Origin of the sequence: Aquirufa salirivi (assembly GCF_045310485.1) — a bacterium.
In the GTDB taxonomy this organism is placed as follows: domain Bacteria; phylum Bacteroidota; class Bacteroidia; order Cytophagales; family Spirosomataceae; genus Aquirufa; species Aquirufa salirivi.
In genome coordinates this window covers 80,669-99,182 of record NZ_JBEWZH010000004.1, presented here as the reverse complement: position 1 = coordinate 99,182, position 18,514 = coordinate 80,669, and the positions used below count along the sequence as shown (strand labels likewise).

9 protein-coding genes are annotated in these 18,514 nt (G+C 40.3%); all 9 read right to left on the bottom strand.

The annotated features are described in order from the left end of the window. Positions 1 to 67: 67 nt before the first annotated feature. Positions 68 to 2,491 carry an alkaline phosphatase family protein gene (locus tag U0R11_RS06500; RefSeq protein WP_406750720.1) on the bottom strand — a complete coding sequence of 808 codons (2,424 nt, stop codon included), beginning with the start codon at positions 2,489 to 2,491 and terminating at the stop codon, positions 68 to 70. Positions 2,492 to 2,595: 104 nt separating this feature from the next. Next, positions 2,596 to 3,252 (bottom strand): hypothetical protein, encoded by a 657-nt coding sequence (locus U0R11_RS06495; RefSeq protein WP_406750719.1) that lies wholly within the window; start codon positions 3,250 to 3,252, stop codon positions 2,596 to 2,598. Positions 3,253 to 3,355: 103 nt separating this feature from the next. Continuing rightward, on the bottom strand, positions 3,356 to 5,527 hold the full coding sequence (locus tag U0R11_RS06490; RefSeq protein WP_406750717.1) for a c-type cytochrome domain-containing protein: 2,172 nt from the start codon (positions 5,525 to 5,527) through the stop codon (positions 3,356 to 3,358). A 12-nt stretch (positions 5,528 to 5,539) separates the two neighbouring features. After that, a complete protein-coding gene (locus tag U0R11_RS06485; RefSeq protein WP_406750715.1) occupies positions 5,540 to 6,997 on the bottom strand; it encodes a DUF1501 domain-containing protein in 1,458 nt (485 codons plus the stop codon). 4 nt (positions 6,998 to 7,001) lie between these two features. Next, on the bottom strand, positions 7,002 to 9,335 hold the full coding sequence (locus tag U0R11_RS06480; RefSeq protein WP_406750713.1) for a PSD1 and planctomycete cytochrome C domain-containing protein: 2,334 nt from the start codon (positions 9,333 to 9,335) through the stop codon (positions 7,002 to 7,004). After that, a complete protein-coding gene (locus U0R11_RS06475; RefSeq protein WP_406750712.1) occupies positions 9,335 to 10,771 on the bottom strand; it encodes a DUF1501 domain-containing protein in 1,437 nt (478 codons plus the stop codon). The genes U0R11_RS06480 and U0R11_RS06475 overlap by 1 nt, the downstream gene beginning before the upstream one ends. Positions 10,772 to 10,803: 32 nt before the next feature. Then, on the bottom strand, positions 10,804 to 13,599 hold the full coding sequence (locus U0R11_RS06470) for a DUF1549 domain-containing protein (RefSeq protein WP_406750711.1): 2,796 nt from the start codon (positions 13,597 to 13,599) through the stop codon (positions 10,804 to 10,806). 105 nt (positions 13,600 to 13,704) lie between these two features. After that, positions 13,705 to 15,207, bottom strand: a complete 1,503-nt coding sequence (locus U0R11_RS06465) for a RagB/SusD family nutrient uptake outer membrane protein (RefSeq protein WP_406750709.1) — start codon at positions 15,205 to 15,207, stop codon at positions 13,705 to 13,707. Positions 15,208 to 15,217: 10 nt separating this feature from the next. Next, positions 15,218 to 18,286 carry a SusC/RagA family TonB-linked outer membrane protein gene (locus tag U0R11_RS06460; RefSeq protein ID WP_406750708.1) on the bottom strand — a complete coding sequence of 1,023 codons (3,069 nt, stop codon included), beginning with the start codon at positions 18,284 to 18,286 and terminating at the stop codon, positions 15,218 to 15,220. Positions 18,287 to 18,514: the final 228 nt, after the last annotated feature.

The window sequence follows — 18,514 nt, the reverse complement described above, 5'->3', positions numbered from 1 at the left end:
CCCTATGGCATAGGCTCTTTGGTAGCTGAGGCTCTATGGTGGCTGAGGCTCTCGAAGCCACCAATAATCAATCCTCCCCTTTTTCCTTTTTCTTGACGGGAAAAATAAAAGCTGCTCTCTTGGGTCCAGGGAAGGCAACATTACCTTTTAAGCCATGCCATAATACTCGATTAAATACAACATCATTATTAGCATCTTCTTTTTCAAAATTGAAAAGTTCCGATTGCCTTTGCCATTCATTACGAACAACATTTTTCTCCAATAAGTTGATTTGAGGAATTATCGCTTTAAATTCGAAAGGCTTAGCCACAGCATCAAAACTCCTCCACATGGGCATAGCTGCAGCATCATACTGCGTCATAGGTGGTAATCCTAAAATAAGCTCCATCGTTCGTAACATAGAACTGGTGGTGTACATGGTATGATCAACAAAATTCCTTTTCACAAAACCTCCCGCTACATAGGCCGTACTCCGATGTGCATCCACATGATCAGCCCCGTTTTGTGCATCATCTTCTAAGATAAATACAGCCGTTTCATTCCAAATAGGACTTTTTGCTAATGTTTCAATTAATTGCCCTACCGCTAAATCATTGTCGGCCACATGTGCATAAGGTGTTGGCCTTCCAATCCGCAAACCTTCCGTATGGTCATTTCCCATACGTAAAGAATTAAATCTTGGTACTCGATTCTCTTTGACCATTTGCTCAAATTCCTTCTTCCAAATGGCTAAGCGAGTCGTGTCTTGAATAGCTAAATTGTAACTTGGGAAAGTAGGATGAAAACGATTATTCAATACCGGTATATTGGCCTTTCCATTGGTTACAAACTCGCCATATGTCCTAAAAGTCACACCATATCGGTTACATTGATCCCAGATATATCCATTTTTATTTTGAGATACACTACGCTCTGCCTCTCCATATATTCCACCACCTCGGCCACCATAACTAGTAGGCCAACTTTTCTCCATGTAATCAGTGGCATAAGCTCCCATGGTCCAATGGTGGCCATCTGCACTCACTTCAGCATCTACATAAAAGTTATCCAGCAATACAAATGACTCAGCTATGGCATGTTGATTAGGCGTATATTTTCTTCCAAAAAGCAATAAAGTAGTATCCCCATTTCCTCCTTTAACATCTGCTAAAACTTGATCATAAGTTCTATTTTCTTTAATGACATAAAACACGTATTTGATAGGGGAAACTTGCCCAGCTTTCATAGGTATAGGAAAACCTGGAGCTAGCTTATCTGCCATCTCTGACTTTTCAGGCTGATATGCCGAGTTTTCATAAGCGGCTCGCGTATAAACAGGCAATTCTTGAGGTTTTGGTCTAGGAATGACACTCATCGTTCCTTTAAACATGGAACCGATGTACTGCACCTCCTTGGGAGCATTTGAATCACCAGCATGTAAATTTACTTCTTCTCCTCTCCGAACAGGTCTAGGGCCATAAGGATTGGCCATGGAAGTATTTCCTTTTCCATTGATAACCCAAATTTGATTGTTGATTACTTTGACATTACTAGGATACCAACCTACTGGAATAAATCCTTTAGCCTGACTTTTTCCAGGTACATTGACATCAAAAACAGCCAAACAATTATTATCTGCATTGGCGATATACAAGTAGTTATTTTTAGGATCTATCGCTAAACCATTGGTAGTAGATCCTGCTGGAGAATTAGGATATAAGGCCACATCCAAAGTCTCAACAACTTTTTGAGAGGACAAATCTATCACTGAAACACTGTTGTCATTGGCATTACAAACCATCAAAGTTTTACCATTTGGATGCAGCACCATTTCATTAGGATTATCTCCCACTTCAATAGATTTTTTCCATAAGTTCGTTTTTAAATCAAAAACCAATACCTGGTTGCATCCCCAACATGAAATATACAGTTCATTATTAGAAGGACTCAACAAACACATGTAGGCTTCTCCATCCAAGCCAAATTGCTTCAGTATTTGATTACTTTTAGCATCAATGATGTATAGACTTCGGTTATCCCGCGTCACAACATACAAACGCTGACGGGCATCATCAAAAGCTAATCCTGATGGGGCAATTCGGTTAGGCCAAGCATCTCCTAATTTGATATCACCTAATAAACTCAGTTTTCCTCCTGATACTCCCAGTCGAAGTATTTTATTATCATGCCCTCCTGAAACGAATAATTGGGAATCATCTGAATTAAAGGCTAATCCATACCAGGCTTTGGCCACTATCATAGAATCTACCACTTGCTGCTTGGCCAAATCGATCAGGTAAACACTATGCTTACTTTGGCCGTTATTAGTCACAGCAGCCCATTTTTTGGAATGACTTATGACCATATTAAGCGGAAGGTCGCCTAATGGAAACGATTTACCAGCTGGACTCAATTTCCATCCGTTGGGTAAAGAAACGGTAGCACCTATATGCTGAGAATATGATAGAAAAGAAAAGCAGCAAATGCCTAGTAATAAACAGAGCTTTTTCATGGTTCAAAGGAGGTTTAGATCAACAAGTTAAGGGAAGTCCTTAGCAATACCAATAAGCGTACATAAACTGTTTGTTAAATAAGCCTATACTCCTCTAAATCAAGCTATAAGCTTATTCGAACAAAGGCTCCTGTATTCAATTTTTCGGCTTTGAACGGTCCATAATAGTCGAAGTTCATACCGATACCATACGTAAACTTTTGGCGACTAATCCCAGCACGGAATGTATAACCACTTCGGGCATGAATTCCTCCATCCAACACTTGATTATATAAAACTTGGGCTCTGGTGTAAAGCCTCGTTTTAGGACTCAAGGAAGGCTTGAATTCCGCCAAACTCACCACTTCCATATTAGTGGTTGGTAAAAGACAGATATTAGGAGACACCAAAAGCAACCAAGTAGGATTTGCTTTAAAATATTGGACACCCAATAAGGGCACTAGTCCCAATTTAAAATGCCACTGTGCTCCCGCACTAGCCTTGAAATTATTACCTAATTCGTAGTTTATGGAATTCACTACCACAATCTCCGTTTCTTCATTTTTATTATGATAATCCACTGCCCCATTAGTCACATTAAAAAAAGAGAATTTCCCTTTGGCATCCATGGGCTTATTTAGAATTAATTGAAAATTCGTTCGATTATTTCCAAACATAACCTCTACAGGGATAGGTGCAGGTGGAGGGCCAGGTTGCTGAGCAAATAAAGATGTAACACTAAAAAGAAGCGTACATCCCAAAATTAAAAGGCTATTTTTCATGGCGACAAAGATAAAAGGGAATTTTTGACAACAAACGATATTCTGCGCAGAGTCAAGCATAAAGCGACAAAAGCCCTAAATCTTCAGGATGAAAATAGTTCAACTAATTAAAAAACATCTCGTCGACCAAAGATAAGGCGCGCTTATCTTTAGCGGGATGCCATCCAGGTATCTTCTCCAATGGCTTAACCACGATTTTGATGTATTTAATGGTAGATACTTTAAATTTTGTCCCAATCAATGGGAGCGTATGTGGGAAATTTTCTTTGGGAATGGCTGGCTTAAACTTGGATAATAACTTCCATTGGTTTTCTACACTTGCACCCCATATCTCCACTAATTCAGGAGGAAATATTCCTGTTTGCGTTTCTACCATGATTCTTAATTCAACAGAAGATAATGAAATGGCTTGTTTAAACATAGATACTAAAACCAAATCATTGTTTCTAACCCCAGCCCAGTTATTTGCCCAAGCTGGACTATTGGCATTAAATGAGCCTAACCTCCCATCAAAAAATGTTTTTGCACCTGCCGCCTGATGCACCCGATTAAGTGGTGTTAATAAAACGACACTATCTGGCCTAAAATGTCCCCTATAAAAATCAAAGCTTGCTTCATCACTGCCTATCCAACCTGGCTTAAATGCCCTAGCTCGAATGGAAGTATTCTGATTCAAACGTAAATTTCCTGCAAATATGGGTGATTTGGCACTATCGGGTATACTGCCATCCGTGGTATAACGGATTTCAACTCCTTTAATGGGGTGCCCTAATTGAGCTACAATATATTCATCAAAAATGGTCGATGGATTTTTCACCTGAGGGGGATTCAATTTTAAAGGATTGCTGCCATCATCCTGAAAACCTCCTACTACCTGAATTCCTCGCAATTGCTTTTGAAGTAATGAGATATCTTCTCGACTCAATCCAGCGTCCCAAACATAAGCCTTTTTTAAGTTAGGTATTGCTTTTAAAGCCGATGCTAATCCTGCGGCCTTTAATTTAGTTCCAGATAGGGACAAAACCATCAAGGCTTTCATTCCTGCCAATTCTTTCAAACCCACCTCGGTCACATCTGTAAAATTCAAATTCAAGGTATGCAAGTGTTCAAATACTTTAACAAATGCCAGATCAGCATTTTGAACAGGCATTTTTGCCAAACTTAATGTTACTATTTGTTCCTTAATCTCCTTTAATTCCTCCAGTTTAGGGGCTTTGTATTGCGCCTTATTAAAAAAGTTTACCGATAAAGCTGGAGAGTCTTTGGCAAAAAGCATGATGGTTCTATACTCATTGGAAAGCTTTTGAATCGTATTTTCATCCGCTTCTTGGAAGTCATATTCCAACTCTGATGGACCAGATGCTGAGGCTAACAATTTGGCAGATAAGATCCGCAAGGAATCGTTAGATGCTAAATCCACAACCTTTTTGGTAAATGAGGCCTTCTCCTTCACCCACCAGCTTAATAATTGCAATTCATCATCACTCAATTGAGGCTTGCCAATAGGTGGCATGTGCTTTTTGTCGTCAATGGATAAATGCGCTCGCTGAATTAACAAACTTAATTCAGGTTTACCTGCCACATACAATGGGCCCGTTTTTCCACCTTTGGTAATGGATTTAGCATCCGTCACTAAAAGCTCCCCTTTAATTTTATCGGGATTATGGCAAGCCACGCATTTCTTTTCTAGGATAGGTTGCACCAAATCCTGAAACACGATTGCTTCCTCCAAGGGAACAGCTTTATTTTTAAGCAATGGTTCCAACACAAAATTTCCACCATGGGTTAAATTCCCACCAAAGTGCCCCACCAAGATCAACAAAAGCGACATGGAAATTGAAGTGATTTTGGCCATCGATGATTGATACCATTCTTTGCTTCGAATCCAATACATCAAAGAGGCAAAAATATAAGTAGCTACACCTAACCAGCGATGCCAATATAAATCCCCTCCGCCATATCCCGGTTCTTTGGCTAAAAAAATACCCATAATCACCGTTAACGCAGAACTCAATGCTCCTGCCAATATGAGCCATTGGGTAAATTGTAAATAGGTCGCATTCCTAAGGAAGTAGTCATGAAAACGGAAAAATTCCATGAACATGGCCAACAAAAGCAAGACGATGGGAAAGTGTAAAAGAAGCGTATGCAGTCGGCCGAGGGGCTGCAAAACCAAAGGAATCTGCAAATCTCCTTCAAATACCAACAAAAAGCCCACAAAGAAAAAAGAGGCTAATAAAATCTGTTCTAAAATACCCGTAAGCTTACTATTCATAAATTAAACTGCTTAGCTAATGATATCTCGAACCACTTTCCCCGATACGTCAGTCAACCTGAACCTTCTACCCATATGTTTATACACTAATTTTTCGTGATCAAGACCCAACTGATTTAAAACTGTAGCTTGGAAATCATGCACATGAACTGGATTTTTCTGAACATTGTATCCTAATTCATCCGTTTCTCCATATACCATACCAGGCTTGATTCCTCCTCCTGCCATCCAAATACTAAAGCAGCGTGGATGGTGATCTCGACCATAATTATCGATGGTCAATTTCCCCTGACTGTAACAAGTACGACCAAACTCCCCTCCCCAAATCACTAATGTTTCATCCAATAATCCGCGTTGTTTTAAGTCAGTAATCAAAGCTGCAGAAGCTTGATCGGTATCTTTAGCTTGACTTTGAATCTCAAAAGGTAGGTTCCCATGTTGATCCCATCCTTGATGATACAATTGCACAAATCGAACGCCATTTTCAGAAAGCTTTCTCGCTAATAAGCAATTGGCAGCAAAAGTCCCTGGCACTAAACAATCCGGACCATACAACTTAATGATATCATCTGATTCTTTCGTTAAATCCATTACCTCCGGTACAGCTGTTTGCATGCGGTAGGCCATTTCATACTGCTTCACCTTTGCCGAAATCTCAGGATCTCCAAACTCTTGATACGACAAATCATTGAGTTCGGCCAAATGATCTAGCATCTCCCTTCTTTCCTTGCGGTCCATGCCTTCGGGATCTCTCAAATATAAAACGGGGTCTTCTCCTTTGCTAAATTGAACACCTTGATGGATGGAATCCAAAAAGCCATTCGACCATAATTTGGAATACACACCCTGTCCATTTCCAATTCCACGAGAAAGCAAAACGGTAAAATCAGGTAAATTTTTATTCTCATTTCCCAAACCATAACTTAGCCAAGAACCCATACTCGGGCGATTGCCCTGCTGAGATCCTGTTTGAAAAAAAGTCAAAGCTGGATCATGGTTGATAGCCTCGGTATACATAGATCGAATGATACAAATATCATCCACGATCTTAGAAGTATAAGGCATGATATCACTTATCCATGCTCCTGATTGTCCATATTGCTTAAAATTAGTAAAGGAAGGTGCCAGCGGAAACGTAGCTTGGTTTGCTGTCATCCCTGTTAGACGCTGCGTACCACGCACAGAGGCTGGAAGATCCAGCCCCATCATATCACAGAGTTTAGGCTTGAAATCAAAAGTCTCTAATTGAGAGGGCGCGCCATTTTGAAAGAGGTAAATCACACGTTTCGCCTTCGGTGCAAAATGAGGAATCCCAGGTGTAAAATCCGCCCCATCTTGATCGCCACCATTCAATAAACTAGGAACTAATAAAGACCCTAAGGCCACACTTCCTAGCCCTAAACTCATCGTCGACAAAAATCTCCTCCGATTAAAACTTAGCCCGTGCTCTAGTATATCATTTTCTAACATCAGCTTAGGTTCTAGTAATGGTTTCCTCTAAATTATAAATGGTATTGACCACACGCATTAATACTGCCAAAAGCTGTCTATCTACCTGATTCGGGATTGGATACTCCCCCACGGCCAACAATTTATTAGCTTGTTTCAAATTGATTTTCTTTAACTCTTTTTGGTAATAAGTAGTCAAAATACTCATTTCTTTTTCGGAAGGTTTTCTACAAACAATCATTCGAAAGGCCTTATTGATTTTATCAGAAACCTGATTATTTTCTTGCAATAATTTTGCCGCCAATACCCTGGAAGCTTCCAATACAGTAGGGTCGTTCATCATGATCAAAGCCTGCAATGGGGTATTTGTTTTCAACCTTCTCACCTCACAAACATCTCGATTACTGGCATCAAATATGCTCATAGTCGGCGGAGGAACCGTTCTTTTGATTAAGGTATACATTCCTCGTCGGTACAAACTTGCCCCGTGATCTTGTACGTACATCGACAATAAGCCACGACCTGAAGTGGCGCCTTCCCAAAGTCCTGGTGGCTGATAAGGTTTCACACTTGGACCTCCTATCATAGGCACTAATAAGCCACTGCTCGACAAGACCACATCACGAACAAATTCAGCATTGATTCGAGAACGAGAAGAACGAGATAAATATGTGTTTTCAGGATCTTTGGCCAATTTTTCTGGACTCATTTTGGCGGATTGGCGGTAAGTAGCCGACATCACCATTTGCTTGACTAGACGTTTGATGTTCCAGCCATGTTCCATGAAGTCAACCGCCAGCCAATCCAATAAAGCTGGATTAGTGGGCAATTCCCCTTGCATACCGAAATCACCAGCCGTTTTCACGATTCCCTTTCCAAAAAACTCTTGCCACATTTGATTGACAAATACGCGGGAAGTCAATGGATTTTTTTGATCAAAAAGCCATTTAGTAAGACCCAATCTATTTTTTGGAAGATTTTTGGCAAATGGTAAAATAACACTAGGCATGGCGGCTTGAACCACATCTCCCGGCGCATCATAATTTCCTCGTTTCAAGATGGTACTCACACGTGCCGTATCTAAATCACTCATGACAGAAACAATGAGTCGTGATGTATCTTGTTTATTGATAAACTTCAAAATCCCCTTCACATCGTCATTGCTGATTTCCATCAAAGGTTTTTTAGCATAGGTTTCAGGACCTCCAATGACCGATTCTATTCCTACCTCTTTGACGTTATTAAAAAAAGCGAAGGTTTGGTAATAATCCTTTTGGGTAATGGGGTCATACTTATGGTCGTGACAACGGGCGCATTCCATCGTGACTCCTAAAAATGCCTTCCCAAATAAATCACTCCGATCGGCTACATAACTGACCCGGTATTCCTCCTGAATAACTCCTCCTTCTTCGGTAATTTTATGGTTCCGGTTAAAACCAGTAGCCAATAATTGTTCTTTGGCTTGAGCTGGGTTAGAGGTAGGTACTAAATCCCCCGCCAATTGCCAAGTGACAAACTGACTATATGGCATGTTTTTGTTCAGTGCATGAATGACCCAATCACGCCATGGCCATTGCGTTCTGTAACCATCATCTTGATAACCATGGGAGTCAGCATAACGGGCCAAGTCTAACCAGTAAACGGCCATTTTCTCGCCATAACTCGGGTTCCTTAATAGCTCATCCACCATTTTTTCATAAGCTTTTGGCGATTTATCTGCCAAAAAACGATCCATTTGATTCAAACTTGGAGGTAAACCATTCAAATCCAAAGCCACTCGTTTTAATAACCTTTCTTTATCAGCCTCCTCATTAGGACTTAAATCTTTCTGCTCCATTTTCTGAAGCACAAAATAGTCTATCTCATTTTTCACCCAATCTTTCTGATCCACTTCAGGAAGGGCAGGTTTCTTAGGTGCCACAAAAGCCCAGTGCTTTTCATATTTGGCTCCTTGCTTAATCCACTTTTCAATGAGGTCTATTTCTCGGGCAGATAGCTTTAAATGAGAGGCTTTAGGTGGCATCATTTTGGTCGTATCTTCAGTACTGATACGCAGAAAAACTTCCGATAACTCTGGCTTTCCTGGTACTAAAGCGTAGGCATTGGGATGTTCTTTTAATGCCTTGAAAACACTCACTGAATCATCTAAACGTAAACCAGCCTCTCGTTTATTGGCATCTGGTCCATGACATGCAGAGCATTTGTCCGATAAAATAGGCCGAATGTCAAAATTATAACTGACTAATTCAGGTATTGGTTCTTCCGGAACTTGGGAGGCATGACTCGATGAACAAGAATCCAAGCCCATGGCCAAACCCATTACCAAACTATAGGATAAAAGCACGTGGATTCCTTTCATTAGGCTTTAATCAATATATCTTTGACTACCTGACCTTTACCATCGGGTGTGGTATAGAAAGGTCTTTTTTCTATTTCATATTGGGTATCTGCTTTGATACCTAAAGCATGATACATGGTTTGATGAATACCTGCAATTTTTACTGGATTTTCAATGGTTTTGCATGGTCTTTCATCAGCTGTTTTACCATAAACATGTCCACGCTTAATGCCTCCTCCAAACATAAGAATAGAGCATCCATCCGTAAAGTGGCGATGCATGCCATAAAACTTCATATCATTCAGAATCTCTGGTTGGTTGACTTGTTCTTTTACAGTTTGGTCAGGGCGACCTTCGACCATCATATCACGACTAAACTCAGATGCCACGATGACCAAGGTTCTATCCAAATGACCTGTTTTATCCAAATCCTTAATCAATTGAGACACGGGACCATCAATTTGCTTTTTCATGCCAACCATACGCGTATGGCCATTTTCATGGGTATCAAAACCAAAGAAAGGCTCATATTCAGTAGTCACAGAAATAAATCGGGCTCCTTGTTCCGTCAATCGACGAGCCAATAGACAGCCTAGTCCAAAGCGACCCGTATTGTAAATATCATAACTTTCTTTTGGCTCAGAACTCAGATTAAAGGCTTTTGACTCTGGCGAGTTCAATAAGATATATGCCTGCTCCATGGAACGACGTAGGGACTCTTTTTGATAATCACTACCAAAATCACCAAAGGGACTCTTACTTATTAAATCATTGTATAACTTATTTCTGCCTTCAAATCGCTTCATGTTCATCCCAACGGGTGGGCGCACACTATCCAATCCTTGACTTGGATCTGGTATAAAAAATGGCCCAAATTCATTGCCTAAAAAACCTGCTGAGTGAAAAGCTTTCAACTCTTCTCCTTCGCCCACAGTAAAACGCTGACCAATATCAATGAACGCAGGAATCACCGGATTTTTAGGGCCTAACTCCTTCGCTATCCACGCTCCCATGTGAGGAGCAGCCACGGTTTGTGGAGGTTCATAACAGGTATGCCAATTGTATTGATGGCGAGTATGCAAAATATGTCCCAAGTCGGCAGCCACATAAGAACGGATTAACGTTCCTTTATCCATCACACTTCCGATGCCTTCCAATCCCTCTGAAAAATGAATTCCATCCAATTTTGTAGGCACAGACTTGAAAGTACTTAGCACTCGATTCCCCTCCATTCCCTTTTCATAAGGAGTATAACGTTTCGGGTCAAAGGTCTCCGTATGTGCCATACCACCTGCCATCCATAGCAAGATCACCGTATCCGCTGTAGCAGCCCTTTGGGCAATCGGATTATTGGAACCTGCGAGCAAACTAGCCATAGGCGAGTTCATTCCCATCGCCGCCAAAGTGGCCATGCTCGTATTCTGTAAAAATTCCCTTCTGTTGTATTGCGTCTTCATATACAAAAATACACGATATTCTATTTCTAAACTTAGATAATTAATTGAAATTCAGGAAGTAAGGTAATAGCCCAAACAAAATCCTGAACTCCTTCAATACTCGGCTTTTTACCCAAGTATCGAATGGCCAATTCCATTTCGCGAGAACTTGGGTTTCGTCCCAAAGCCTGACGATAAAGTGCATTGACCAATGCATCACTCGAGCTATATTTGGCTACCCAAATCTTAGCCCCCGTATTCAAGGTATAATTGAATTTAACTCCATTCGTCAATTCCAATGCCTGTAATAAATTGGCTTGAGAAGTTCTACTGGTTGAAACCGTCTCTCGATTAGGTCTCCCTAATGCCGTTAAAAACGGATCATTTTTAACCAAAGCGGCCCGAGCAAAAGGAATATCCTTTTTGATATCAGCAGGCAACATCTTGACCGCCAAGGCAGAATCCGAATACAATGGGAAGAAAGATTGACTCACCGCATCAGCAAATTGCTCGGCAGTTAAACGACGTTTTGTCATTCCTTTAAAGACATAATTAGATGCCGTCAACATGGATACTTCTTTAAAGCCAACCGTAGGTAATTGGTAAGTTTTAGAAGTTAAAATTTGAAACATCAAACGCTTCATATCCGAACCATTATTGGCAAAATCATAGGCCAAATAATCCAATAAATCCTGACTCCAAGGTTCATTATCCATCACATCCACCGGTTCCACAATACCACGTCCCATCAACTGTGCCCATACCCGATTGACCAAGGTACGGTAAAGTCGACCGTTTTTCTTTTGAACCAAAATATCAGCCAACTGAACTAAACGATCGGCTGTAATAGGTGTTTCCTTAATTTTGCCTAGTGAATTGTATAGGACACCGCGGCCAGCCATACGGCCCGTTGGTAAGTCACATTTGTGGATTTCTAAGGTTTGATCAGCAAAAACATTGGCGAAGGCATAAGCATCATCCAATTTCCAATCACTAATAAAGCTATCGTGACAAGAAGCACATTTTAAGTTTAAGCCTAAGAATACTTGAGCCACATTTTGTGCTGCTTGCATCTCGGTACTTTGACTCGAATTAATGGTACCTCTCCACTTAATTCCTTTGATAAAACCTTCCGACTCTTTGTTTGGACTGATTAATTCTTTAACAAATTGATCATACGACTTATTATTTTTCAAAGAGCCATACAGCCATTTTGATATGCCAAAGCGACCACCCGTGATATAACCTGTTCCTGAATAATCATTTCTCAAAGCATCATTCCAGAAACTAAACCAATGCTGGGCATAAGCTGAGTTGTCACTCAACAAGGATTGAACTAAAAGTTCCCTTTTATTGGCTCTTTTATCCGAAATAAAGCTTTGTATGGCTTGTGGGTTAGGTAGTAAACCCTGGACATCTAAATAAACTCGACGAATGTAGGTGGCGTCATCGACGGGTTTTTTCCAAGCAATCTTATTTTTCTTAAAATATTGATCTACAAATAAATCAATAGGCTTTTGGGCTTGAGCATTGGCCGATGGAAGATTCGGCAAACGAGGCTCCAAAGCTGCTACTCGGTACAAGCTTTTCTCAGGACCTGTTGGCCATGGCGCACCTTGCTTAATCCAAAACTCGAGCAAAGCAATATCTTCTTTGGTCAAACGCTTGCCCTTGGTAGGCATAGCATCATCATGACCGTCTGGTAATTTAACCCGACGAATGATATCACTCTTTTCTGGATAGCCTGCCACTAAAATAGGCCCGTTTTCGCCTCCTTTAAATAGAAGCTCTTTTTTATCTAGACGAAGTTTACCTTTGGTTTTGGTAGCATTATGGCAACTGTAACAATTATGGGCTAGGATGGTTCGAACTTTTACGTTCAATTCATCTACTTGATTCGTGTTTAAAATTTGTACAGCAGGACTTGCCACGGCATTTTCTCCTTCTTGGAAGGCAGCCGGAACTGGTCCTGTAGGTAAGTTGTTAGACACAGCCAAATCCTTTTCTTTTTCTTCAGGTAAGGCTAATGGTTGAGTGGTATTAGGTGAATTTGGCCAAGGGGCTCCTTGCTTAATCCATGTTTCCAACACTTCAATTTGAGCTTTCGTTAAACGCTTACCTTTGGTAGGCATGGCATCATCATGACTGGCTGGCAATTTGATTCGATGAATGATATCACTTTTTTCAGGATGACCAATGATCAAAGCTTTCCCGTTTTCTCCTCCTTTTAAAACGTATTTCAAATCGTCTAAACGAAGTTTTCCTTTTACTTTTTTGGTACCATGACAGCTGGTACAATGTTTGGTCAAAATACTTCTTGCTTCTATGGCCAGAGCTTCTTTTTGGTCAACATTGATATCTCCTTGTAATTTTTTAACATCAATTTTAGGTACAAGGGAAGTGGAATCTTTGGCGATTTCGGAATTCAAAGCGGAACTCAAATAATCATCACCGTGCGTCAGCATCGCTCCATAATGACCCGCAAAAGTGACTCCAAAAACAGAAAGTAGTAATAATGCCCTATAGGACTTCATTTCATCCGCTTTAAAAGCTAATAAAGCCAAAGCAGCTAAGACCAAAGTAGCTATACCAGACCACTGATGCCAGACTACGGTATTTCCAGCATACTCATCTTGATTCGATAGTATTAATCCAAATACAACGGCTAATAAGGCAGAAAAACTGACTACCCACAACATCAAATGTATAGCCGGTTTAAATTGTTGGGATGACTGCCTCCAGGAAATGACTTCCAACAGGAAAACCACCCACAATAAGCTTAGGGGAAAGTGGACAATTAAAGGGTGTAATCGACCTAAAAAGGTTATAAGTTCAATACTAGTTTGCACAGAAAAAGTTGTTATAATAGGTTTATCTCTTTGTATTACCGAGGCACGGAGAGCAAGTCCGAGCACTCGGTAATTTTACAAAGATTAATCTAAATAAAAAATCCCTTAGTTATACCCTTGGTTCTGGGTTAATTTACTATTTATCAATATCTGTGGTGCAGGTATCGGTAAATAATATTCAAAATCAGAATACACATAATCCAAGGCATTGAAGGCAATTCCTCCACGAGAAACCGTTGGATTCGCCTTTTCTCTAGCACCATGGGCATTCATAAATGTGGTCAATTCCGATGGAGTCATGGTTCTTTGTAAATCAAACCAACGGTGATTTTCAAAAGCCAATTCCACACGACGCTCTTGCATGATCGCAGCACGTAATCCTTCTTTGGATAAACCTGCCAATTCTGCTAAGCCTGCTCTTTTACGGACAGCATTCACATAGCCTAAAGCTTCTGCCGTAGGACCTGCTGATTCATTGATGGATTCAGCCAACATCAACAAGGCATCGGAATAGCGCAATACTGGCCAGTTATTATCCGTACGACCCGAGATGGTGTGTGGATATTGGTATTTAGCCACATAAGGAATACCCACAAAAGTACCATTTAAGGTATAACCTGTTTTCAAAGAAATATCTTTCCGCAAATCTCCTGCCTCATAAGCATTGATCATATCACGAGTTGGAATATTTCTACCACTTGGAGTGGTGTTGGCATAACCTGTTACTGCTCCTTGAGATAAACGTGGTGCAAAAACATAGACAAAGTTACTTTGCTCCCCTAAGTCGTTTCCTCCTTGGTATTGTACCTCAAAAATCGATTCAGGTCCATTTTTCCTCGCTGGATCAAAGTTGTCTTTATAGTTGGCATTCAAAGAATAACCTAAACTTAAAATATCCTTTAAGGTAGTAGCTGCAGCCGCATAGTTCTTTCTAGTTAAATAGACTTTCCCTAATAAAGCCACCGCAGCACCCTTAGTCACTTTACCTTTTCCAGAAGCTGGATAAGAACTAGGTAGTAACTTTACCGCATCAGCCAAATCCGTTTCGATTTGTTTATATACCTCAGCTTGAGGTGAGCGAACTAAATCAAAAGATTCATTCGGATTAGACAAGGTCTTAGTCGCTAAAACCACATCTCCGAAATAACGAGTCAAATTGAAATAATGGTATGCTCGAATGAATTTCAATTGTCCTTCTATGGCTGACTTAGCTGTGGCATCAATGGTAGATGCCGCTAATTTTTCCAAGGCATAATTGATGTTGTACATCGTGGCATAATGGTTATTCCAAAGCGTATTTATTTCGCCATTTCCCTGATTTACAGTAGAGAATTCGAATGCCTCCCAACCCGCTGCACCTCCACGATCCAGTGGATTGAAGTCTAATGTGGTATTGTCTGACATAAATTCCTGTTGAATATAGGCAGAGTTCGTAATGGTCTGCAACTGGCCATATATTCCATTTAAAGCTTGATTGAATTGAGTTTCGTTTTGATAAAACAAATCTCGACCAATCCTCGTAGGGTCTGTTGTCTTCAAAAAGTCTTCTTGACAAGAGAACTGGATGAAGCAAAAAGATAATAATATTGAAGCTGTTATTTTTTTCATTTTGGTAGAATTAGAAGTTTAATTTAACACCAAGAGCCACTGTTCTTGGAACTGGATATGACTCATCGTCATTGTTCAATTCCGTACCGCCTCTAACACCTGCATCTGGGTTATTTCCTGGGTAATTGGTGAATAAGAATAAGTTATTCGCAGTTAAGAATACTCTAGACTCGCTGAATATATTACTCATTTTAGGAAGTTTATATCCTAATGTCACGGCCTTTAACCAAACATAACTTCCGTCATATACATAACGCTCACTACTCTCACGTGACCATTTAAAATAACTAGTTCCACCTTGAGAGTTTTTATCATTTGGATTAGTTCCTGGGTTAGTCGCTGATCTCCAACGATCCTTCGCTTTATCCAATACGTTAAATACACCGTCCATGTTCATGGTAGAAGCTTCAATATTACGGTAGATGTCAAAATCCTGCGCCCCTACAAATAATACGTTCAAATCCCACTGGCGATAATCTGCCGCCATAGTCCAAGCCCAAGTAAAGGCAGGATTTGGATTACCAATCTCTGTCATGTCTTGTGTATCATAAGAAATAACACCATCTCCATTCATGTCTTTGAACTTCATACCTCCAGGAATAACTCCGTCTTGCTTAGCCCAAGCATCAATTTCTGCCTGCGTATTGAAAATTCCTTCTTTTCTATAGCCATAAATCATACCAATTGGGCGACCTACTTTCATGACATTATATCCTCCATAAAAACCTCCATACCAAAGCATATCATTAGCTCCTTTGATAGCCAAAATTTTACTTTGATTCATCGTCACATTCATATTGGTTCTGAAATTCACTGGACCAAAACTGGTGCGATAATCAGCACTAATCTCCACTCCTGTATTTTGAACCTGGCCGATGTTATCCAAACTGGTGGTAAAACCAGAAACCGCTGGAATTGAAACAGGCAATAACATATCATTGGTTACCTTTTTATAATATTCAAAGGTGAATGTCAACTTGTTATTGAATGTGGCTAAATCCAAACCAATGTCCAATTGATCTGACTTCTCCCATTTCAACGAGGAGTTGGCAAAATTACTGATCACCTTACCAGGAGCGAAGCTATTTCCTAAGATGTAGTTATTGGCCCCCACGAAAGCTAAGCTAGGATAGTTACCGATGTTATTGTTACCTGTTACTCCCCAGCTAACACGAAGTTTCATGTCATTAATAAAGCTGAGGTCCTTCAGGAAAGGCTCTTCGGAAATTCTCCAACCTACCGAAGCCGCTGGGAAATCTCCAAATTTATTATTTTCTCCAAATCGAGAACTCCCTTCTCTACGGAAAGAAGCAGAGAACAAATACTTATCTTTCAAGGCATAGTTAACACGAGCAAAATACGCCATTAATGACCAACTGTATTCGTAAGAGTTAGATGAGCGAATCGATCCCGCTCCTAAATAAGGTACTAAATCATCTGGAAAAGTATTGGCTGATCCGTCGATTCCATAAACCTGCTCTTTCTGTGAAGTAAAACCAAGCATCGCATCCAATTTATGTTCTTCGCCTAATTTAGGTGAGTAAGTCAGCAACTCATCAAAGGAAACGTTTTGCAATTGCTCTGAAATGTCTCTTGCTGTAGCAATTCTAGGAGGTGCTCCAGCCGTTCCTGAAGCTACAGATGCTCCAATAGTCGAAGGCACATACTCTTTAAAGCGGTTGAAATTCATTTTACCATTAATGGATGATCTAAATTTCAAACCTTCCATGATTGTAAACTCAGCAAAGGCATTGGCTAACACATCCGAAATATTTCTTTTACGGATGACATTCTGCAATAAAAATACGGGGTTAGGAAAACCAAAGGCTCCGTCTACACCACCAATATAAGGTCGCATACTTCCATCAGGATTGTATATCGGCTCACGTGGATCCATTAATAATGCTCCACCAACCAAGGCACTACGTCCGTCTGTATTGGCTACGTTTTGACGAGTCAAACTTCCGTTAACATTCAAACCCACCGTTAAAAACTTATTCACTTGACCTCCGTTATTGGAACGAATCGATATACGGTCATAATCGGTATTCATGATACTACCATCTTCTTTATAGTAACCAACAGAAAACATCGATTTGATAGGGCCTTTACCCGAACTAATCGTCAAGTTGGCATCTTGATACGCCGAATTCTTATTAAGAATAGCTCCAAACCAATCCGTAGAATATTTGGTCTGCTCAGGAAAACGATATCCAATAGGTACCTCCTCTAAGGATGGCTCTCTTTTTTGTAAGATCCGAATAGCATCCATGAAAATATCTTTCTTGAACTGAGCAAACTCAGGACCATTTAACATTTTCACGCGACGAGAATCAGGAATACTGTTTACCCCATAATCCACGGAGAAATTTACATTTACTTTCCCTTCTTGCGCATTTTTCGTAGTGATTAAAACTACACCATTGGAACCTCTTGCTCCATAGATGGCAGTAGATGCCGCATCTTTCAAGACAGAAATACTTTCGATATCGTTGGGGTTAAAATTTGCTCCAACGGTCGTTCCAACAGGAAATCCATCAATTACATACAATGGATCACTACCCGCTCCTAATGAACCGATACCACGTACACGTACCTCAAAAGCTCCACCGGGCGTTCCCGCTTTTTGCTTCACCACAACCCCAGAGGCTCGGCCCTGCAATAATTGGTTCATGTTGCTTGCTGGTTGCTCCCCAATATCCTTCATCCCAATCACCGAAACGGCAGATGTGATATCTTGTTTTCTTTGGGAACCATAACCTACCACAACCACTTCGGTTAATTCTTTTTGATTTTCTTCCAATAGGACATCGATGATAGTCCGTCCTTGTACTGATTCGGACTTAGGCAATAAACCTACGGATGAAAAATTTAGAACCGCATTCCTAGAAGCTACTCGGATAGAGTACTCTCCGTTTGCGTTGGTTACTGCACCGTTATTCGTCCCTTTCTCTAACACCGAAGTGCCGGGAACTCCTACTCCTCCGGTAGTGCTAACCTTTCCTCGGACTTGCACACTTTGAGCAAGTCCTTGGTAAACCAGGAGCATACAAAAAATTAGTAATGATAGTTTTTTCATAATAAGAAGTTTGAGTTTGGTTGTAAAAGGTTTGTATCTTGTTTGCTTTTAAAATAGTATTATTTATAGAAACAATGATATTATAAGGCCCAACTAACTCATTTGAGCAAAGTCAACCATCCTTAACTATCCTTATTAAATTTATTTATAAACTAATGTATCTTTTTGATAATCAGCTAAAAGCAAAGAAATGATGATTTTACGGCTAAAGATCGCATGGATACCAAA